The 20,455-nt window shown below is 42.2% G+C and carries 21 protein-coding genes; 3 read left to right on the top strand and 18 right to left on the bottom strand.

Going from position 1 to position 20,455, the window contains the following annotated elements; all coding sequences use genetic code 11:
* Positions 1-14: 14 nt before the first annotated feature.
* The 10 genes from LAQ65_RS02470 to LAQ65_RS02425 form a co-directional block, all read right to left on the bottom strand.
* On the bottom strand, positions 15-848 hold the full coding sequence (locus LAQ65_RS02470; protein WP_224115348.1) for a hypothetical protein: 834 nt from the start codon (positions 846-848) through the stop codon (positions 15-17).
* Between the two features lie 94 nt (positions 849-942).
* A complete protein-coding gene (locus LAQ65_RS02465) occupies positions 943-1,707 on the bottom strand; it encodes a LytR/AlgR family response regulator transcription factor (protein ID WP_224115347.1) in 765 nt (254 codons plus the stop codon).
* Entirely contained in the window at positions 1,688-2,743 is a 1,056-nt protein-coding gene (locus tag LAQ65_RS02460) for a sensor histidine kinase (protein WP_224115346.1), read from the bottom strand. The genes LAQ65_RS02465 and LAQ65_RS02460 overlap by 20 nt, the downstream gene beginning before the upstream one ends.
* A gap of 125 nt (positions 2,744-2,868) precedes the next feature.
* Complete coding sequence (rluF, locus tag LAQ65_RS02455; protein ID WP_224115345.1) at positions 2,869-3,906, bottom strand: 23S rRNA pseudouridine(2604) synthase RluF; 1,038 nt, start codon at positions 3,904-3,906, stop codon at positions 2,869-2,871.
* A gap of 12 nt (positions 3,907-3,918) precedes the next feature.
* Complete coding sequence (rnr, locus tag LAQ65_RS02450; protein WP_262901398.1) at positions 3,919-5,943, bottom strand: ribonuclease R; 2,025 nt, start codon at positions 5,941-5,943, stop codon at positions 3,919-3,921.
* Entirely contained in the window at positions 5,936-7,027 is a 1,092-nt protein-coding gene (lpxK, locus tag LAQ65_RS02445; protein WP_224115343.1) for a tetraacyldisaccharide 4'-kinase, read from the bottom strand. Before lpxK ends, rnr begins: the two co-directional genes overlap by 8 nt.
* Positions 7,017-7,589, bottom strand: a complete 573-nt coding sequence (locus LAQ65_RS02440) for a 5-formyltetrahydrofolate cyclo-ligase (protein ID WP_224115342.1) — start codon at positions 7,587-7,589, stop codon at positions 7,017-7,019. The genes lpxK and LAQ65_RS02440 overlap by 11 nt, the downstream gene beginning before the upstream one ends.
* Positions 7,586-8,218, bottom strand: a complete 633-nt coding sequence (gene bioD, locus LAQ65_RS02435) for a dethiobiotin synthase (RefSeq protein WP_224115341.1) — start codon at positions 8,216-8,218, stop codon at positions 7,586-7,588. The genes LAQ65_RS02440 and bioD overlap by 4 nt, the downstream gene beginning before the upstream one ends.
* A 9-nt stretch (positions 8,219-8,227) precedes the next feature.
* Positions 8,228-8,746, bottom strand: a complete 519-nt coding sequence (locus LAQ65_RS02430; protein ID WP_262901397.1) for an RsmD family RNA methyltransferase — start codon at positions 8,744-8,746, stop codon at positions 8,228-8,230.
* An 11-nt stretch (positions 8,747-8,757) separates the two neighbouring features.
* Complete coding sequence (locus tag LAQ65_RS02425) at positions 8,758-9,600, bottom strand: DUF3822 family protein (RefSeq protein ID WP_224115339.1); 843 nt, start codon at positions 9,598-9,600, stop codon at positions 8,758-8,760.
* A gap of 36 nt (positions 9,601-9,636) precedes the next feature.
* Between LAQ65_RS02425 and LAQ65_RS02420 the strand changes: the two genes are divergently transcribed.
* Positions 9,637-10,995, top strand: coding sequence for an MATE family efflux transporter (locus LAQ65_RS02420; protein ID WP_224115338.1), 1,359 nt, complete (start codon positions 9,637-9,639; stop codon positions 10,993-10,995).
* On the opposite strand, the gene LAQ65_RS02415 is transcribed toward LAQ65_RS02420, so the two are convergent.
* The 6 genes from LAQ65_RS02415 to LAQ65_RS02390 all read right to left on the bottom strand — a co-directional run bounded on the left by LAQ65_RS02415 (position 10,992) and on the right by LAQ65_RS02390 (position 16,463).
* A complete protein-coding gene (locus LAQ65_RS02415; RefSeq protein WP_224115337.1) occupies positions 10,992-11,756 on the bottom strand; it encodes a tetratricopeptide repeat protein in 765 nt (254 codons plus the stop codon). The two genes, LAQ65_RS02420 and LAQ65_RS02415, sit on opposite strands and share 4 nt — an antisense overlap.
* A complete protein-coding gene (locus LAQ65_RS02410; protein ID WP_224115336.1) occupies positions 11,757-12,116 on the bottom strand; it encodes a dihydroneopterin aldolase in 360 nt (119 codons plus the stop codon). It lies immediately after the preceding gene.
* Between the two features lie 88 nt (positions 12,117-12,204).
* On the bottom strand, positions 12,205-13,158 hold the full coding sequence (gene trxB / locus LAQ65_RS02405; protein WP_224115335.1) for a thioredoxin-disulfide reductase: 954 nt from the start codon (positions 13,156-13,158) through the stop codon (positions 12,205-12,207).
* Positions 13,159-13,213: 55 nt separating this feature from the next.
* Positions 13,214-14,104, bottom strand: coding sequence for a DUF4249 domain-containing protein (locus tag LAQ65_RS02400; protein WP_224115334.1), 891 nt, complete (start codon positions 14,102-14,104; stop codon positions 13,214-13,216).
* 99 nt (positions 14,105-14,203) lie between these two features.
* Positions 14,204-15,061, bottom strand: coding sequence for a sigma-70 family RNA polymerase sigma factor (locus LAQ65_RS02395; RefSeq protein ID WP_039132713.1), 858 nt, complete (start codon positions 15,059-15,061; stop codon positions 14,204-14,206).
* Positions 15,062-15,287: 226 nt separating this feature from the next.
* Complete coding sequence (locus LAQ65_RS02390; protein ID WP_224115333.1) at positions 15,288-16,463, bottom strand: AIR synthase related protein; 1,176 nt, start codon at positions 16,461-16,463, stop codon at positions 15,288-15,290.
* A gap of 170 nt (positions 16,464-16,633) precedes the next feature.
* Here LAQ65_RS02390 and LAQ65_RS02385 point away from each other — a divergent pair, with 170 nt between their 5' ends.
* Positions 16,634-17,581 carry a bifunctional riboflavin kinase/FAD synthetase gene (locus LAQ65_RS02385; RefSeq protein ID WP_224115332.1) on the top strand — a complete coding sequence of 316 codons (948 nt, stop codon included), beginning with the start codon at positions 16,634-16,636 and terminating at the stop codon, positions 17,579-17,581.
* A gap of 5 nt (positions 17,582-17,586) precedes the next feature.
* Here the strand turns inward: LAQ65_RS02385 and holA are convergent, their stop codons facing one another.
* Positions 17,587-18,582, bottom strand: coding sequence for a DNA polymerase III subunit delta (gene holA, locus LAQ65_RS02380; protein ID WP_224115331.1), 996 nt, complete (start codon positions 18,580-18,582; stop codon positions 17,587-17,589).
* A 212-nt stretch (positions 18,583-18,794) separates the two neighbouring features.
* On the opposite strand from holA, the gene LAQ65_RS02375 reads away from it, so the two are divergent.
* Positions 18,795-19,769, top strand: coding sequence for a hypothetical protein (locus tag LAQ65_RS02375; RefSeq protein WP_224115330.1), 975 nt, complete (start codon positions 18,795-18,797; stop codon positions 19,767-19,769).
* A gap of 71 nt (positions 19,770-19,840) precedes the next feature.
* On the opposite strand, the gene LAQ65_RS02370 is transcribed toward LAQ65_RS02375, so the two are convergent.
* Positions 19,841-20,368, bottom strand: a complete 528-nt coding sequence (locus tag LAQ65_RS02370) for a hypothetical protein (protein WP_224115329.1) — start codon at positions 20,366-20,368, stop codon at positions 19,841-19,843.
* Positions 20,369-20,455 lie beyond the last annotated feature (87 nt).

Raw genomic sequence — 20,455 nt, 5'->3', positions numbered from 1 at the left:
AGATGATGATTTTCTTACTTTATAGAGGCTGTTATTCCTATATTATTCTGGAATAAGCTGATTGGTTTTTCGTAGTTATAGTGCAGCCATTGACCGAAATAGTGAATGCCAATTCCGAACATTTTGTTGACTGCATAATCGTAACCTGCTTCCAGCCGGATGCTCTGAAAATTGCCAAACCAGGCCATTCGGGAACCTTGCTTAAAAATAGTTTGGATATGACTGCTGCCATCCGGTGAACTGACAGAATTATGATAAGGCAATCTTGTATTGCGGGCGAAAATCGGGATCGAGATTTTGATATTAATGGTATGCCGTGCATTATATTGAGCATCATGCTGGAATTCTGCATTAAGAGAACTTGAATTCATCCAGGCATTCCTGACTATATTGTCGGAATAAAACAACTGGTTACTTAATGATGCGCCTGCATAATTCCTGCTTTCAAGTTTTTTGTTGTCAATTACAGAATACCCGGAATTGACTTTCCAGGCATAACCTATATCAATCCTGGCATTGTACAATGTACCCAAAATCAATCCGGAATCTGACTTCGGTGTACCATCAGGATTATAACCAGGATCATACATTTTACGGTTATAAAATCCAGTTGGAAAAAAATTACCCCACGCACCATTTAAACGGGCATCAAATTTTCCGGTATTCCCTGTGTGTGTATACCCCAGTAAAAAGGTCTTTTCACTACTTTGGTACTTTAATGGAGATGCCTGGTTATCCAGTAACCAGGTTCGCTGGTATCCAATACCAACCTGGAATTTATTGTTTTGCGCTTTGCTTCCCCACACTACGAGAAGCGGAATCAGGATAAGGAAAGGTTTAATTTTCATACTTCATTTTTTAAAAAATGAAGTTGCAATAAACCAGTTGCTCCGGCAATCTGAACAATTCCGAATAGTAGAATTTACAAACTCAATCGCAGCATTATTCTCCCATCCATGCTTTAAATGCATTGGCCTTATCCCTGCTGATAACAATATGCTCATCAGTGGCAGGTTCAACTTCCACTTTTAATTTCTGGTTAAACCAGGAATGAATTGCTGCAACAGAACCGGAATTAAGAATATATTGCCTGTTGACTCTGAAAAAAAGCTTTGGAGAAAGCGATTGTTCCAGTTCGTCCAAAGCATAATCAAGAATATACTTCTGGTTATTAAAAGTCCGCAAATAACTAAACTTGTTCTGCGAAAAAATATATGCAATGTCTTTGATATCAATACTGATCATTTTCTGTCCCTGCTTAACTAAAAAGCGGGTACGATATTCCGAAGACTGTTGCAATTTCTGCATTTCAGTAAGTAATGCTTCGAGGTGTTCCTTACCAGGTTGAGGTTTAACAGCATTTCTGAATTTCTGCAAAGCAGCCTTTAATTCCTCCTCTTTAATGGGTTTTAGGAGATAATCAATACTATTCACTTTAAATGCCCTTAAAGCATATTCATCATATGCGGTGGTGAATATTATTGGTGAAGGGATCGAAACCTTTTGAAAGATATCAAAACTCTGCCCGTCTGCCAGCTCAATATCCATTAAAACCAGATCCGGTGCAGGATTATTCTGCAGCCATGAAACAGTTTCCAGAACGCTATTGGTAATTGCAACAACATCAGCCGCTGGTTCTGATGCTGAAAGTAATTTTTTTAACTGTTTTGCAAGCAATAATTCGTCCTCAACTATCAATACCTGCATAGCCAATATTTTTAATAAGTGGTACTTTCACCAGGAAATCATTTTCGGTTTCAGTTATCTGTATTTCGCGCTGATTTAATAATTTATATTTTGACATGATATTGCTGAGCCCCATTTTATTACTTGGAACAGCAGAAGTCTTCCTATGCAGATTATTCACTACAATAAGGTTATCGGAACCATCTGTATAAATTTTTACGATCAACGGATTACCCGGTAATACAGCATTATGTTTAACAGCATTTTCAAGCAAAATCTGAACTGTTAACGGAGGAATATGGTAGTCCAGGTATATTTCTTTTATGTCAGTTTGCAATTGCAAGCCGTCGGGGAACCTCGTTTGCAGCATATTGCTGTAAGCCCTGATAAATTCCATCTCTGTTCTCAGGGTCGTAAGGTTGGATTCATTGCTTTGCAGCAGATACCTGTAAACACAAGACATTTCATTTACAAATTCCTGTGCTTTCCGGGGATCTTCTTCAATTAAAGAGGAAAGTGAACCCAGGCTATTAAATAAAAAATGCGGACTTAATTGCCTTTTCAAAGAATCCAGTTGGGTTTGCAGGTTTTCTTTCTTTAATGTTTCGGATTCTACTGCAAGGTCCTTCCATTTCCTGAAATAATAAATCGCCTCATAAATGCAGCCAAGTATGATTACAAACAATAAAGACACAAATATACTGTGCAGGTAACCTTCCAGGGGAAATTGGTAACCCCAGAAAAGCGTCTTATCATAAACATAAATATTCAAAGTCCTTAGGAAAATGGTAATAACTGTGCAAGCCAGCAGAATCATCAGCATCCGCTTTGTTGTTTGATCAAGTGCAGGGTATTTCCTTCGAAAGTATAGAATTGCAAAACGGTTAGCCTCCCATAAAATCATCGTCTCAATTAACGATAAAAGGTAAATGCCCCAAAAACCAAACCGTTCCTCCCCGGTATCATTTCGGTTGTAAAATATGATATGACCCATCAGTGCAAAAAATGGAATCCCAAGAAACCGAAACCATTTATCATTGAGTTTTTGCCCAGCCATTGCCTGATTTTTGACAAAAAAAAGCTTTCGGTATGCATTTTTCAGTTTTTTATTGCTGAATCGCAGAAAAAACAGGATAAAATGAATATTCCTTCATTCCTCTAAACTAGTTTATTGTAAAATACTCACCCCCGGTTGCGACCTTTATCGCGGAATGCTTTGTATTTTCCCACAACTTTTTGCTCTTTCGCGGCTGATTTCTTGGGAGTGGACGGCCTTGCTTTTTTAACAGGCGCTGAAGCAGCTTTTTTATGAGCCAGTGCTTTTTCCGCTTTTTTATTCCCCAATCTTTTTTCACCTTTTACCGGCTGCCTGGCAGATGACCGGCTCGTGGAAGAAGAATATCGTTTTGGCTTTGTTTCAGGATCATATTTATCCCTTGGGGCGGTTTCCTTTTTCAGTGGAGGCTTCCGGCTTTTAGGAGCAGTCCCGGAAGAGTCCTTTACTGATTCTTTCAATTGGTGCACTTCTGCATCACTCAGGTAGCGCCATTTTCCCGAAGCCAGTTTGTCTAATTTCACTTTCATAATCCTAACCCGCTGCAATCCTATTACAGAATACCCAAGGTATTCACACATCCTCCTGATTTGTCGGTTTAGCCCCTGCGTTAGTATGATGGAAAATGTTTGCCTGCCGGTTATATTAACCTTGCAAGGCAGCGTAACTGTGCCAAGTATAGGGATACCCCCAGCCATTTTTTCAGCAAATCCAGGCGCCAGTGGTTTATTGACCCTTACCACATATTCCTTCTCATGCTCATTACCTGCCCTGAGAAGTTTGTTAACAATATCGCCATCATTGGTCAAAAATATCAGGCCCTCTGAATCTTTATCAAGGCGCCCGATAGGGAAAATCCTTTTCGGGAAATTGATAAAGCTGATAATATTTGCTTTAACACCCTCTTCAGTAGTTGTAGTAATGCCAATGGGTTTGTTAAAGGCCAAATAGACAGGTTTTTCCTTATTATCCATTGTTACAAGGCTGCCGTCTACTTCTACCTGGTCACCCTTGCTATAGCGATTACCCAATTGGGCAACCTTGTTATTTAGTAATACCCTCCCTGCTTTGATCAGCGCATCAGCCTCCCTGCGGGAACAATAACCGGTATCGCTAATGAATTTATTTAAACTTGTAGACTGGTCCATATGCAAAGATACCGGCATCCTGCCGGTTGCTTATTTTTTCTTCCTCGACTTCCTGGCTATTCGTTGCCGTCCCGCCCCATCACCCGCATCTTCTTTTAAAGCAGCAGTAATAACCCATTCATAATCTAGCTGGCGCTTTTCAAGGTTTGCCGCAACGACCCTGATCCTGACCTTATCGCCCATCCTGAAGGTTCTGCCGCTCCTGCGGCCTGCCAGCATGTAATCAGCTTCAACATGCCTGAAATCATCATATTCTGCCAGGCTTGAAATATTGACCAATCCCTCACATTTATGCTCAACAGTTTCAGCCCAGAATCCAAATGAAGAAACGCCGCTGATAACCCCGTCAAATTCCTCTCCCAAAAAGTTCATCAGGTATTCCACCTGTTTGTATTTGTTACCAGCCCTTTCCGCTTCCATGGCAGCTCGTTCCCTTTCGCTGCTGTGCTTGCACTTCTCTTCCATCTTTTTGTCAAAAAGGAATTTGCCATCCAGGACTTCCTGCAGCACCCTGTGTACTAATACGTCGGGATACCGCCGAATAGGCGATGTGAAATGACAATAGTGTTCAAAACCTAATCCGTAATGGCCGATATTCTTTGTGGTATACACTGCTTTAGCCATGGTCCTGATGCCCAGTTGTTCAAGTACATGCTGCTCGGGTAAACCCTGTACATCTTGCAGCAACTGGTTAAACGATTCGGCTATACGTTCGGGTGATTTTGTATCAAAACTATGCCCGAATTTCCTGGCAAAAGCAGCAAATGGTGTTAATTTTTCTTCATCCGGCTGATCATGCACTCGGTAAGGAAAAGGCAGTTTCTTTTTATCGACCTCAATTTTAAAAATATGTTCAGCAACAGTACGGTTAGCCAGCAGCATGAATTCCTCTATCAGTTTGTGTGCATCCTTACTTTGCTTGATCATGATGCCAATCGGCTTGCGGTTTTCATCAAGTTTAAACCTCACTTCCTGTGAGGAAAAATTGATCGCCCCCTTTTTAAACCTTTGCTTCCTGAACCTTTGCGCAAAACTATTCAACAATAAAATTTCATCCTTGTATAAGCCGTCTTCATTTTCAATAATTTCCTGAACCTCTTCATAAGTAAACCGGTGATTGGAATTAATCACTGTCCTGCCAAGCCAGTAATCCTTAACATCCCCTTTTGAAGACAACTGAAAAATAGCAGAGAAAGTGAATTTATCTTCAAGGGGCCGCAGGGAACATAATTCATTGGAAATTCTTTCCGGCAACATCGGATTTACACGGTCTGGCAAATAGACTGAAGTACCACGATGGTAAGCTTCTTTATCGAGCTCGGTCCCGGGCTCCACATAATAACTCACATCGGCGATATGAACACCAATCTCAAACCCGTTTTTTGTTTTCCTGATTGATAATGCATCATCAAAATCTTTCGCATCAGCCGGGTCAATAGTGAACGTAAGTATTTCCCTGCAATCGCGCCTTTTTTCAACTTCCCTGGCCGGAAGAATTTCGGGAATACGGACAGTTTCTTCAATCACATCTTCTGAAAACGTCATTGAAAACCCACTTTGCAAAATGATTTCCTTCATGGCCAAATCATTTTCTGCATGCGATTCAAGAACTTCCACCACTTCTCCAACAGGCTTCTTCCCGGATTCCCATTCTAAAATCCTGGCTACAACCCTGGCGCCATTTTCGGCGCCATTCAGATTGTTTAAGGGAATATAAATATCGGGCATGGGCTTATCCCCATCGGATATGAAGAATGCAAAATTCCTGCTGATTTCCACCTTGCCCATGAAAACTTTTTGCTTCCTTTCCAGCACTTCGGTTATTACGCCCTGCATACGTCCGCTGCGGCCGGCATCTTTGGTAACGCGAACATTGACTGTATCACCATGCATTGCCGTATTGAAATCATTTGGCCGCACAAGTACATCCTGCTCCTGCTTTTCTATTATAACAAATCCCATTCCACTTCTGGTAATTTCAAGGCGCCCCTTTAAAGTATTACCAGAATCGGATTTGTTTTTTGCTTTCTTTTTACCAGTATTTTTCTTACTCATCTGTGGGTTTTGCAGCTGCTGAAAACTGCTCAATAAATGTACCGATTAAACGGCAAAAGCGATCAGTATCGCCAAACAAAAACTCCATTTCAATAGGGATAACATAAAGAGGAATATCTTTTAGCTCCTGCTCAAATTTCACTAGCCTTACAGCATCTTTTTCTGTAGTCAGAATGATCTTCAATTTACCGGTCATCTGTTCAAATCGCCTGGAAATTTCTTTCATGTCATCAATGGTAAAAATATGGTGATCGCTGTACGCCATCTCCTCATATGTTTGGCTTTGATCAGCCAATAATTTCTTCAGGGGCCTTGGATTGGCAATTCCGCTTACCAGTAAAACTTCAATATCCCCTGTTACCTGGTAAGGCAGGTGGTGAATGATATGGTATAAATTACCATAACGGATTCCTGCAAAAAACACTTGCTGTTCAGGTAATGGATTTAACTCTTTCCGGATAGCTTCCGCTTCTGACTGAGACAAGTCAGCAGGACATTTTGTAACAATTATAAGGTCGGCCCTTTTTACGCTTGATTTCTCATCACGCAAATCGCCGGTTGGCAGGTACCAGTCGCGTGTATAAAGGTTAGCATATTCAGTTAATAGGATATTATAACCTGCCTGTATTGCCCTGTGTTGAAAAGCGTCGTCCAAAATAATGGCCCGTGTGTCTTTCCGGTCATGCAACAACTGAGGTATGGCAAGAATCCTTTCTTCCCCTACTGCAACAGCTACACCTGGAAACTTAAGGTGAAATTGCATTGGTTCATCTCCAATGTCTAAAGCGTTGGTATTGGCATCGGCCAATACATAGCCCTTGGTTTTTCTTTTATATCCCCGGCTCAGTGTAGCCAGGTTATATTTGTTGCCCAGGTTACGTAAAAGGAATTCTACCATGGGCGATTTACCTGTACCACCGACCGCAATATTGCCCACACAAATGATCGGAAGCCCAAACGATGATGTCGATAATATTTTATTATCGAAAAGCCGGTTTCGAATATAAATGACAGCATAATAAATAAGAGAAAAGGGAAAGAGAATTATCCTGATAGGCTTAAGTAATGGGATATTAAAATTCATAAATCCTTTCTGGGGTTATGCATGCTGTTAAAGGTATGTCATATTGGTCTAGGCCCGGCAGCTGATCCACAGGCCCGAAATAACTAAATCCAAGTTTTATGGTATCCGGCCTGCAACCTGATAAATAGCGGTCATAAAATCCCTTGCCATAACCCAGCCGGTATCCCTTATAGTCAAATGCCAAAAGGGGAACAATAACAAGGTCAATATATTCTGCCGGAAACAGAACGCCGTCAACCGGTTCACCAATACCAAATTTGTTTTGCCGGAAAGCTGTTTCATTGGTAACACCAACAGCAATTAAAGAATTACTTTTAAAATCACATACAGGATAAGCCAATTGCATTCCGGGAATCCTGAAAGCCATAAAATCGGTAATTAAAAAAGTATTTACTTCCCCCTTTTCTTTCATTGGCCAGTAAGACAATATTGTTTCTACAATATCCGGAATAACCCATTGCTGAAACCGGATCAGTAATAAATCATCAAGCCGGCTTCTCTGGCTATCGGTGATTGCCAGCCGCTTTTCCAGTGAATATTCCCGGAGTTCAGTTTTGTTCATATCCACTTTTTTAGGTTAGGACCCAAAAGCATTGCCTGTTGTTCCACGAATGTTCGGTCACAAGATGCTGAAAAAGGAATGGATCCAAGTACAGGCAGGTTGGTCCAGTGCGCTATCTCCTCTTGATAACTACCGTAATTGTCATTAAACACCCAACCGGCAACATTAAGCCCCATGCTGTTACAGACTGCAGCGGTTAATAAGGAATGGTTGATACTTCCAAGGTAGTTCCTGCTCACTAAGACAACCTTTGCACCCATTTCCCTGATAAGGTCAGCCACGAATTCCTGTTTGTTTAAAGGAACCATTAAACCACCAGCACCTTCAATCACCAGTTGCCTGGAAGCAGATGGAATTGCAGCTGCAATATGGCTCACGTTTATTTCAATCCCTTCCTCACGGGCAGCAATATGCGGGGAAGCAGGCAGTTTTAACCGATACAATTCCGGGTGTACTATTGTATACTTGTTGGATATTTTTTCCTTTACCCATTCACTGTCGGTACCCTCTGCAAAGCCCGCCTGTACAGGCTTCCAATAATCTGCCTGGAGAGCTTCGGTTACAATGGCCGCAACCAGTGTCTTTCCTATTCCGGTACCGATTCCAGTTATAAAAATAGGTGCAGGCATGAGAAGGAATCAGCGGTTTATAAAAAAAGAGAACAAGGTTGTACCATAATTCCTTTCCGAAACAAATTTCTCAAACCCTTCGTAATTATTTCGCGGCGTGTGTTCCAGCACAAACATGCCGCCGGGTTTTAAAAGGCCCCTTTCAATAATTATACGGGGTAATTCATCAATAGTTTCTAGTGCGTATGGTGGACCGGCAAATATAAAATCAAACTTATCCTGGCAGGATTCCAGGTATTTAAAAACATCCATCTTAATCACTTTTACATGTTGCAATCCAAAAGATTCAACTGTCTTCTGAATGAATGCAAACATGGCCGGGTCCTTTTCCACTATGGTTTGATCGGTTGCCCCGCGGGAAGCCAGTTCATAACTAATACTACCTGTACCACCAAAAAGGTCAAGCGTTTTAAGGCTTTCGAAATCAAGGTTATTCTGTAAAATATTGAATAACCCTTCCTTGGCAATATCAGTTGTTGGACGTGTATGGGGCATTTTTGCAGGCGGATGCACTTTTCTACCTCCCATTTTTCCGCTTATTATACGCATTGCGCCATTTGTATTAAAGGTGTGAAAAAATGTACAGGCTGATCCTGCAATAAAGAAGTATCTAATTTTATGCCCTTGGGCAATGAAACAATTTCGGGGTACCGGAAATATTTTGATAACTCAAGGTACATGGATGAATGGGTATCAATCCAGCCATCCAGGGATAGCCGTAAAGATTCAGGCGAAAGATTGTATTGTTTACAAGCAGCCAGCAGGTAATAGCTGATATCCTCAGGAGCCTGGTATTCATACTGGTGTATTAATAACCAGTCATCCTGCCTGATTGCCATCAAAACCCTGTTCGTTTCAAAAAGCAGGTACGCCTGTCCGCTAGGATCTACGGGCAACCGGTCGAGCCAGTTTATCCATAAGGAAAAAATATGCCGGTGCTGAATATCGCTATGGGCGGCCATCAAAGCCAGGTAATCTTCTGTTGGTATACGGTACACAGAATAGTCCTGCCGGCTTGTTATCTGCTCTGTTAGCAGCGTACCCTTGAAAAGATCTCCAAATTGAAGGTCCAACAATTCCTTACCATTGTCAACATTGAAAAAGGCAGCTGGTACAATTGCAGCCTGTATGCACTGGTGTACAACAATAATCTGCGACCATTTCTGCAACCAGATGGCCTGGTCACGTAACCAATCTGCCAGTGCCTTTCCGGGTTCACCGGTTCCCTCGTGGAATTGTACAAGTTGATACAATAAAGGCTGTCTTTGCTGGTCGGTTGCCAGCAACTGAATGGCATTATCAGATACCTGCAGTAATAACAGGTGCTGAGACGGGTCAGAATAATCGCCCAGGGCCAGGTCAAATCTTGTTGAATAAGACATATCGATGGCTGCAATAATACACTATTTTCGGTCTTTATGTCAACCACAAGTCCAGTTACTGATCTGCACGTTTCTACCAGCAACCGGCAGATACTGTCAATTGCTTTGCCGATCAGCTTTTCCATTTTTGTACCCCAGGTCAACTTTATCACTAATAATATTTTCCTGGGCCAATTAGGGGAGCAATCGTTGGCCGCTGCCGGTATTACCGGGGTTTATTACCTGATCTTCGCAGTTGTTGGGTTTGGCTTAAATAATGGCCTCCAGGCCCTGATTTCAAGGCGTGCCGGACAAGACCGGGTGGGTGAAATCGGGAAACTCTTTGCACAAGGGATATATATATCCCTGGGATTTGCTGCCCTGGGTATTCTGGTGACCTATCTTTTGGCACCTGCCCTGCTGAAAACGGCTTTAAGTTCAACAGCCATAAGCAACCAGTCACTTCAATTCCTGCAGATACGCATCTGGGGGTTGCCCTTCCTTTATATCTACCAGATGAGGAATGCCCTGCTGGTAGGCACTAACCAAAGCAAACTGCTGGTTTGGGGAACCCTTGCAGAAACCTGTACCAACATCCTGCTGGATTATGGATTGATTTATGGGCATTTCGGCCTTCCTGCCTTGGGCTTTAATGGTGCTGCCCTCGCCTCCATTATCGCAGAATTTATGGGAATGTTTATCGTTTTTGCAGTTATCGAATGGAAGGGAATAAGCCGGCAACTATCGCTTTACAAAGACCTGAGTTTTAACAAAACTGATATCCGGTTGCTGCTTGACCAATCTTCCCCACTGATTTTCCAGTACGTAATCAGCATCATGAGCTGGGAATTCTTCTATATCCTCATAGAACATAATGGCTCTCGTGACCTGGCTATATCCAATACAATGCGGAATATTTTGGGCATGTTCGGGGTGTTTACCTGGGCGTTTGCTGCAACAAGTACCACCATGGTCAGTAATATCATTGGCCAGGGTTTTTCAGACCAGGTACCCGCCCTGATCCGCCGTATCGTAAAGCTAAGTATGGGGTTTTCAGCCATAATTTGCCTGCTCCTGAATATTTTCCCGGGGCAAATTTTATCCTTATTTGGACAGGGGGATGAATTTGTTCGATTAGCTATTCCTGTTATGCGTGTCGTTTCTTTTGCCTTACTGATGATGTCTTTCTCTACCGTTTGGTTAAATTCGGTAACAGGAACAGGGAATTCAAGGGTTAACCTGGCCATAGAACTGCTTGCAATTTCGGCATATAGCATTTATGTCTATTTCGTATTGAAAGTCTATAAATTACCTATTGCCATTGGCTGGATGTCGGAATGGTTGTACTGGGCAATATTATTTAGTCTATCCTTTGGGTATATGCAAAGCGGGCGATGGAAAGGGAAGGAAATTTAATCATCATTTTTCAGCTCTTCCAGCATGTGCCTGCCCTCCTCCCGGATCCGCTGGTCATCTTCCATTTTTAAGGCTAAAGTATCCAGTTTCTTCAATAAGGAAATGGCTTCTGCCGGTTTTTCCAGCTTCACATAAACTTTGGCCAATTCCAGGTAATTGAGGTTAAAAGCAGGATTAAGTTGCAGGCTTTTTTCGTAGCATCTTCTGGAATCTTCAAAAGAAGCATCCGGAAAAGCGCCATAAAATACACTAACAGCAGTACGCTTGAAGCTACCCAGGTTACTGATTTCATAATACCATTTTCCCAAAACATGAAACCCCCTGAAATCAGCCGGGTTTAGTTGCACGGTCTTGTCGGCATAGTATTTTATTCCCTTAACTGATTCTACCAGTTTCCTGCCCGAAGAGACCATCGCCAACCTTCCCATGGCCAATGACATCGCAAAATTGGCATCAGCACTGGAAGGATTCACTTTCAGGCCAATTTCCGCATACCGACGGGCGGTCTCATAAAACAGGACCTGGCTTTCCTTTGAGGCTTGCCGGTGACCTATTTTGCTGGCCAGTTCACTGCACTTACATAAAGCCGTTATATTGGTGGGCTGGACTTTTAAAACCTGCTGGTATTTCTGGTAAGCCAGGTCATCCTGCATATTTGCTTCGGCAACAGCTGCTTCTTTAAGCAGAATCTGTAAATCCTGCGACCAGCTTGCAAAAGGAGCCAGCAGGCAAATCAATATAATAAAGAAAAAAGACTTCATTCAGACTTCAAAATTCTTGAAAAAAGTGATACCAACCTTTCCCTGGAAATTCTCAATTGGTGCCTGCAATTTGAAAATACTGATACTTATAGCTGAAACCTGGGCATATTCATGTTTTATTTTATACAATATGCCGGAAGCCAGTTCTTCCAGGAGTGGTGTAGCAAAACTCATTCTCTGCTGGACTATTTTATAAATGTCCTCGTAATTGATCAGGTTTTTCAGGTCATCCATTTCCCCTTTTCTGACATGGTAAGTCACATCCAGGTTTACCTCAAAATTATTTCCGGCAGTTTCTTCGCCTTCATATAATCCATGGAAAGCATAGAAGTGGAGATTGTGCAGATGAACGGTGAGCATAAAAAATTTAGCGGCTGGATGAGCCGCCAAATTATAAATTTATAAGGGATAAGCCTATTAATTTTTCCAAATCAAACCTGGAAAACAATTAAGCATGCGCTAATGCTGAAAGGAATCTTTCTGCATCCAAAGCTGCCATGCAACCGCTTCCGGCAGCTGTAACAGCCTGGCGATAAATTTTATCCTGAACATCACCAGCAGCAAAAACCCCTTCTATATTCGTGCGTGAACTGCCGGGTATAGTCTGGATATAGCCTGCTTCATCCATAGTAAGGAAGTCTTTGAAAATATCGGAGTTTGGTTGGTGACCGATAGCCACAAAAAAACCACTGATGGGAATTTCCGTGATAGTACCGGATTGGTTATTGCGTATATGCACAGCCGTAACTCTATTTTCGCCTGCTATATCAGCAGTTTCACTGTTCCAGTAAACTTTTATATTGGGGGTTGCTTTTACACGGTCCTGCATCACTTTTGACGCTTTCATACCGTCTTCACCCTTTCGTACGATCATATGTACATTGGAAGCCAGTTTTGAAAGGTAAAGAGCTTCTTCGCAGGCGGTATCGCCTGCCCCTACAATAGCCACTTCTTTTCCCCTGAAAAAGAATCCATCACAAACTGCACAGGCGCTTACCCCAAAACCATTCAGCCTTTGCTCACTTTCCAGGTTCAGCCACTTTGCAGAAGCCCCTGTAGCTATGATAACAGCATCTGCCGACATTTCTTTTTCTTCATCTATCCAAACTTTAAAGGGTCGTTGTGAAAAATCTACTTTTGTCGCCAATCCAAAGCGGATATCAGCTCCCATACGGACCGCCTGCTTTTCAAAATCCACCATCATTTCAGGGCCCTGGATTCCCTCCGGATAACCGGGGTAATTTTCCACTTCGGTTGTAATCGTTAATTGACCGCCAGGTTGTATGCCCTGGTACAAAACCGGTTTTAGGGCTGCGCGTGCTGCATAAATTGCGGCTGTATAACCTGCCGGACCAGAGCCAATAATTAAACAATGTACATGCTCTACTGCTTTATTTTCCATCTTACAAAAATAATTAGATTTAGGTTCGTACAACGCCCTGTTGTTAATATCGGGATTATCTGGGGATAACCAGTGATTTGTATTGAGCCGAATAACCGCCAAAATAGCCTAGAGCGCCATTAGAAATATTTCCCAATACTTTTGTTGGTGATGAAAAAGGGCTACCAATGCTGCCATAATTATATTCCATTGTCCGCCAGAAATCAAAAGTTACCTTATCAATGTTGGTGAATTTTAAGACTACAGTATCCCCCCGGGTAAAAAACGAATATTCATTGAAGTCAATTGTTGCATTGCGGTCAACACCTTTTTCCACTTCAATATCATAGGTAGTGCCATCAACAATCTGGTCATCAAAAACAGAGTTTAATCCCGGGAAAAAACTGCCCCCATTGGTAGAAGTGAAATACCTTATATAGTTTCCAAATCCGGGTGGGTCAGTTACCCTGGCCATCAGAACCGACTTGGTGGTATCGGGATTATTAGGGGAAGGCTTCCACCACAAGGAATCCACTTTTTTGGCCAAAACGGGTATGGTAGTATTAGCCAGGTAATGCTTTCCTTCCACCAGTATATCGGCTGAATATGTTTTACCCATCTCACCAACGAATGCGGTTGCCAGGTCACTGGAATCTACAGAATAATAATAAAGTGTAGCCACCTGGTTAGATACAGCGTATTCTTTTAACCGGTGAGTAAGGGTTCCATTTGAAATCCTGATATCAGCGTTCCTTACAAAAGAAGAATCCAGTAACTGGGGAGTGATTTCACTGAAATAATCGAGACTATTGGAAAGGATAAAAACAGGTGCTTTACCCGTTTCGATAGTCCCTTCTACCACTAATTTTGGCGCCTGTTCATCAATGGTAAAATGTACTGTCTTTTCACAGCCAGGGAATATGATGGCCGATATAGCAAGCAATATGATAAGACGGTAACTTTTCAAACCCTTTTTTTAAATGTAACAAGTAATTGATCAAATAGTTATATAAAAAAATGCCTGATGCAGGATACATCAGACATTTCAATATAAAAACGGGATTGATTATCCCAAATAAGCTTTCAAAGCATTGCTATAACGTGCTTTCTGCAAACGTTTAATAGCTCTTTCCTTGATCTGGCGGATCCTTTCTTTTGTCAAATCATATTTTTGACCGATTTGCTCAATGGTAACCCCATTTTCGCCATCCAGTCCGAAATACGCGTTAACAATTTCTGCTTCCCGGGGACTCAGGGATTTCAATACACGGCGGATTTCATTACGCAGAGAATCCTGCATAACATCTTCGTCAGTATCGTCACTTCCTTCCAAAAGGTCGCCCATTGCTACATCTTCTGCTTCGTGAACCGGGGCATCCAGTGATGTGTGGCGGGTATTACTTTGGAAGATATTATTGATTTCAGTTTCGCTCATTTCGAGGATCTCAGCCAGCTCTTCAGTAGAAGGTTCACGCTCATGCTCCTGTTCAAATGCCATATAGGCCTTGTTGGCCTTGTTATAGGTGCCAATTTTGTTCTGGGGCAAACGAACCAGGCGACCCTGTTCGGCCAAAGCCTGTAAAATGGACTGGCGAATCCACCAAACTGCATAAGAAATGAACTTAAAACCTTTGGTTTCATCGAAACGCTGGGCAGCCTTAATCAAACCAAGGTTTCCCTCATTGATCAAGTCACTCAGGGATAAACCCTGGTGTTGGTATTGCTTTGCCACAGAAACTACGAAACGGAGGTTGGCCTGAACCAACTTATCTAACGCGCGCTGATCTCCCATTTTTATGCGCTGGGCCAGCGTGGTCTCCTCTTCGGGAGTAATCATTGAAATCTTGGAAATTTCCTGAAGATACTTTTCTACCGCCTGCGAATCGCGATTGGTAATCTGTGTAGCAATTTTAAGCTGCCTCATGCCTGTCTGTTAATTTAATGAATAACGCTCTAATGACGCTTACGATTCGCCGTAAGTTGCAAGGAAGAAGGTTAAAGGATGGCGAAATTGGTCCAGAACTGTCTGCAAAAATAACTACAGAATTACAATTTTCATAGTTTATGTGGATAATTATCTGCTTTTAATAGATAAATATTTTAAGGCAGGTATTGAAACCCTTGCCAGTGCTGGCTGCAAACGATTGTAATTAATAATTAACAATTGTTCCATCCGGGCAAACCAGCTCCAATTCCTTCTTATCTGATACTTCTACCCTTCCTATTATTTGTGTTTCAATGCCAAATGCTTTCCCCGCCATGATCATTTTTTCAGCGGAAGCCTCACTTGTAAATAGTTCCAGTCGGTGGCCCATATTGAATACCTGGTACATTTCGCGCCAATCGGATCCCGATGCCTGTTGCAGCAGGTCAAAAACTACCGGTGGTTCAAAAAGCCTGTCTTTAATGATCCTGAAAGGGGCCGGCAGGTATTTTAAACATTTCGTTTGTCCGCCTCCGCTACAGTGTACCAGTCCGTGAATATCCCCGAAATACTCTGCCAGTAATACTTTCAAGAGGGGCGCATAGGTCCGGGTAGCGCTCAATAACAGATGGCCAATATCGGAATTTCCATAACCGGCCACTTCTACCGCGTCGGTCATGCGGTTTGGACCAATATATACCACCTGCTCATTTAAACCGGTATCAAATGACTCGGGAAAGGCCGTACCATAAAATTTATGGAGGGCATCGTGCCTGGCGCTGGTAAGGCCATTACTGCCGATACCGCTATTGTATCGTTTTTCATAGTTCGTCTTTCCTGCACTGGAAAATCCTACAATTACATCACCAGCAATGATCCGGTCATTGGTTATAAGCTTGTTTTTTGGCCAGCGGGCAGCCATAGTACCGTTTACAGCGATTGTCCTGACTACGTCGCCTACATCTGCAGTTTCGCCACCCAGGTAATGGATATTTACCCCAAAACCCTTTAATTCATCAAAAAAATCCTGTGTTCCGGCAATGATTGCAGATAAAACCTCACCAGGAATCAGGCGCTTATTACGGTCAATAGTAGAGGAAAAAAGTAGATTATCGTGAATTCCCACACAAAGCAGGTCATCAATATTCATCACGATGGCATCCTGCGCAATACCCTTCCATACGCTGATATCACCGGTTTCTTTCCAGTACAGGTAGGCCAGGATGCTTTTTGTTCCGGCTCCATCGGCATGCATAAGGTTCACCCAATTCGCATCGCCCCCTAAATAATCCGGATAAATCTTACAAAACGCATTCGGGAATAGCCCCTGGTCGAGTTTCTCTGTGGCCTGGTGTACCTCTTCTTTTTGCGCTGAAACGCCCCTTTGCGAATAAAGACTCATGGTATTGTTTTCGAACTGCGAAGGTGCGGAAAAAAGTTTAATGGAAAGCAGTGAGCAGTAAGTAGTAAGTGGTAAGAAATAATATTAGACAATAATGTTAACATTGAGACTATGGAGGCTAACCACAGAACGCTGTCCTCTCACCCATTTCCCCTAATTTTGCCCTCCCCATGCAGGTTCACAGAAATATCAGCAATTTGCCAGAGTTCCGGAATGCCATTATAACTATCGGCACTTTTGATGGTGTTCATATCGGACATATTAGTATTATTAATCAACTGAAGGCAGAGGCCAAAAAAGTTTCCGGGGAAACCGTTATCATCACTTTTCACCCCCATCCCCGTAGAATTGTGGGGAAAGATCCTCAATCTGTGCAGCTTTTAAACAGCCTTACTGAAAAGATCGGGTTACTGGAGGCAGCCGGTATTGACCACCTGGTAGTGGTTCCTTTTACTCAGGAATTTGCCGCGCAAACACCAAAAGCCTATGTGGAGGAATTTTTAGTACGGTATTTTCACCCGAATACTATTATTATTGGATACGATCACAGGTTCGGTCAAAACCGCACCGGGGACTTTCACCTGCTTGAAGAATACGCTATTAAACAAGTTTTTAATTTGGTGGAAATACCTGCCAGGTTACTGGAAGAAGCAACGATTAGCTCCACCCGCATCCGGCAGGCATTATTACAGGGTGATGTAAAAATGGCCGCCTCGCTGCTTGGCTATCCTTATTTCTTTGAAGGCCTGGTAGTAAAAGGCAACCAACTGGGAAGAACCATTGGCTTTCCTACCGCAAACCTTGTTTTAACGGATAATGAAAAGCTTATTCCTGCCAATGGGGTTTATGCAGTTACCGTGGAAAGACCGGAACTGGGACCCGGCAAGAATGGAGAATTAAAAGGCATGATGAATATTGGGGTTCGTCCGACCGTAGATGGATTAAACCGTGTCATTGAAGTGCACATATTTGATTTCAACGAAAACATATACGGGGAAACACTGCGGGTAACTGTGATCCATAGACTAAGGGCCGAACAAAAATTCGAAGGGCTCGAAGCCTTAAAAAAACAACTGGCAAAAGACAGGATAGACAGTAAAGACAAATTAGGTGCCTGAATCACTTACATCATTTTAAACACCATTTCTTTCATCAGTTGGGCATCGCCCGTTCCACTGTCATTAATACCTACCGACCTGAGGTTGTATTCATGCAGCAATAGCAGGAGCCTTTCTATTCCAGGATAGTCGTATCGTTGCGCTGCAGCCAGGTAGTCTTTTACAAAAAAAGGTGGAACGCCGAGGGCTGATGCAATCATTTTTTCTTCACGGCTTTGAACACCAAAAACCTGGAAGACTTTACTGAAAAAATTATAGAGGGCTGGTAAAACCATCTGGATCGGTGCAGCTTTTGGATTGCTTTCAAAGTACTGGATGATCCGGATCGCTTTGGGAAGGTCTTTCCTGGCAATGGCATCCTGCAGTTCGAAAACATTAAATTCCTTACTGATGCCTACATAATTTTCAATATCATCTTCTGTAATTGATTTCCTTGAGCCCAGGTTCAGTAAAAGCTTTTCAATTTCATTGTCTATGCGGCTAAGGTCATTCCCTATATGGTCTACCAATAGCAAAAGGGCTTTCTGGTTGATCTGGTAACCTTTAGACTGTACCAGTTTCTCTGTCCACCCCGGCAATTGGCTGTCATACATTTTTTTTGTCTGTAGCAGTTCTGTTTTGTCCTTCAGCAATTTGGCCAGTTTACTTCTGCCGTCAACTTTTTTTTCCTTGTGGCCAATTATGAATACGGTTGATTTCAGTGGGTTTGCTATATAACCTTCCAGCCTGTCAATTTCTTTCATCTGCTGGGCCTCTTTTAACAACACAACCTGGAATTCTGCAAACATCGGATATCGCATACAGGCATTGACGACGTCAGCCCAATTGGCTTCACGACCATAAAAAACGGTCAGGTTAAACCCTGCTTCCGCCTCAGATAACAGGGTATGCTCCGCTTCCTTCATTAATTTATCAATATAATAATCCTCATCCCCCTCAAACCAATAAACCGGTTTAAAAGCCTTTTTTTTCCAATCACCCAGGATTTTTTCTACAGACATTTATTTTTCATTCAGAATTGCAATAATAATTGAAAGCTGGGAAAAAAGTCGGAAATTAGCAGCAGCCTGTATCTCAAGTGCTTAAAGTTGCAATTGCGGAGTAATGAATAATTTCTGGCACGGTTTTCGAAAGGCCATCAATACCCGTTCCCCAGGAAAACCTCTCTGACCAAAACATTAATCATTTCTAAACTCAGAAAAACAAATACGCAATGAGCACTTCTAATTACCCGTCGGCAACCCCAACACAAGAACCTAAAAAAGACTACAAAGGTCTGATTATTGCTTTACTGGCAGCAGGTCTTCTTGGAACATGGGGATATTTACTATGGAATAACAATAAGAACGAGCAAACTATTCAGCAAAAAGAAGCTACAATTTCCCAGGTAACTGATGAAAAAACTGAATTGCAGCGCAATTTTGATGCATCCCTTGCCCGCCTTGATTCTGTTACCGGCAACAACAATGCCCTGGAGGGAAAACTTACAGAAAAGAACAGTGAAATCTCTAAACTGAAAGGTGAGATCCGCAGTATCCTGAATAAAAAGAATGCTACTGCTGCTGAATTGACAAGAGCAAAAGCACTGATTACTGAATTGAATGATAAAGTTGCAGGACTAGAGCAGGAAGTTGCCCGTTTGACAACTGAAAATACACAACTGACTACTGACCTTACTGCAGAAAAAGGAAAGACAACTCAATTGACAAGTGACCTGGCTACAACAACCACTCAAAAGCAGGAATTGGAGAAAACTGTAGATATTGCTTCAACATTGAATGCATCTAATATCGCTATAACTCCAATCAACGAGAAAAAAGGCGGCAAGGAAAAAGTAACTACTACCGCTAAAAAAGTAGACAAGCTGGTTGTTTCTTTCGATGTAGACAACCGCATCGCTCCTGCCGGAACTGCTGATGTTTATGTTATCGTTACCGGTCCGGACGGAAAGCCTGTTGCACAGGAAGCCCTTGGTTCCGGTACATTCACTACCCGTGAAGAAGGCGAGAAACCTTTCACTGCAAAAGTTCCTGTTAAAATCGAAACAAATAAAAAGATTGCAGTTGAATTTGCCCTGAAGCAAGCTGAAACTTTCCAGAAAGGAAATTACAAGATCGAAATCTACCACAATGGATTCAAGATAGGTGAAGGAACCCGTGAGTTGAAAAAAGGCGGACTGTTTGGTTAATATTTAATGAACTTTTCCATAAAAAGAAAACCACCCGCTTGGGTGGTTTTCTTTTTATGGAATTAATTTATTTACCTGAGGGTGTATCGCACAGATATACCAAAATTTGAACCATCAAAACTTTCATGTCCATGATAATTGCTATCCTTATACGGATCAACTAAAGAAATAGTTGGCCGGCAATCTGCAGTAAGGTTCAGCGGGATATTGCCAAACTTGTAGTCGATACCCCCGGTTGGAAATATACCCATGCCAAATCCACGGTAATTCGGATCGCCGGAAAAGGAATTATAAATGGCCAAACCTCCCCCAATAAACCATTTCAACCCCGGCACAGGTTTAATATCAAAATGATGCTGGTAAGCTGCGGAGAATGTGGCCGTAACCCAATCATAACTTTCATAACTATCTCCTCGAAAACCAAGGTTAAACTCTAAGGCTCCCTGGTCACTGATAAATGTTTTATATGAACCTGAAATAAGGTCATAATAACCACTGCTAAGCCTGCCTCCAATGGCAGATTTGTATTCTGAATCCTGTGCAAAGCCAGCTGTAAATAAACTGCAAATAAAAAAACCTGTAAAAAACAATCTTTTCATGATAGAGGATTTGATTAAAAAAAGGCACGTGTAAAACGAAAAAACTGGTACTTTATTTTCAACCGGAGGCTGTAATTACATATATAA

This window comes from Flavihumibacter profundi, from assembly GCF_020076305.1.
Lineage (GTDB): Bacteria > Bacteroidota > Bacteroidia > Chitinophagales > Chitinophagaceae > Flavihumibacter > Flavihumibacter profundi.
Note: the sequence above shows the minus strand (reverse complement) of the source record. Positions and strands in the feature narration are given on the sequence as shown.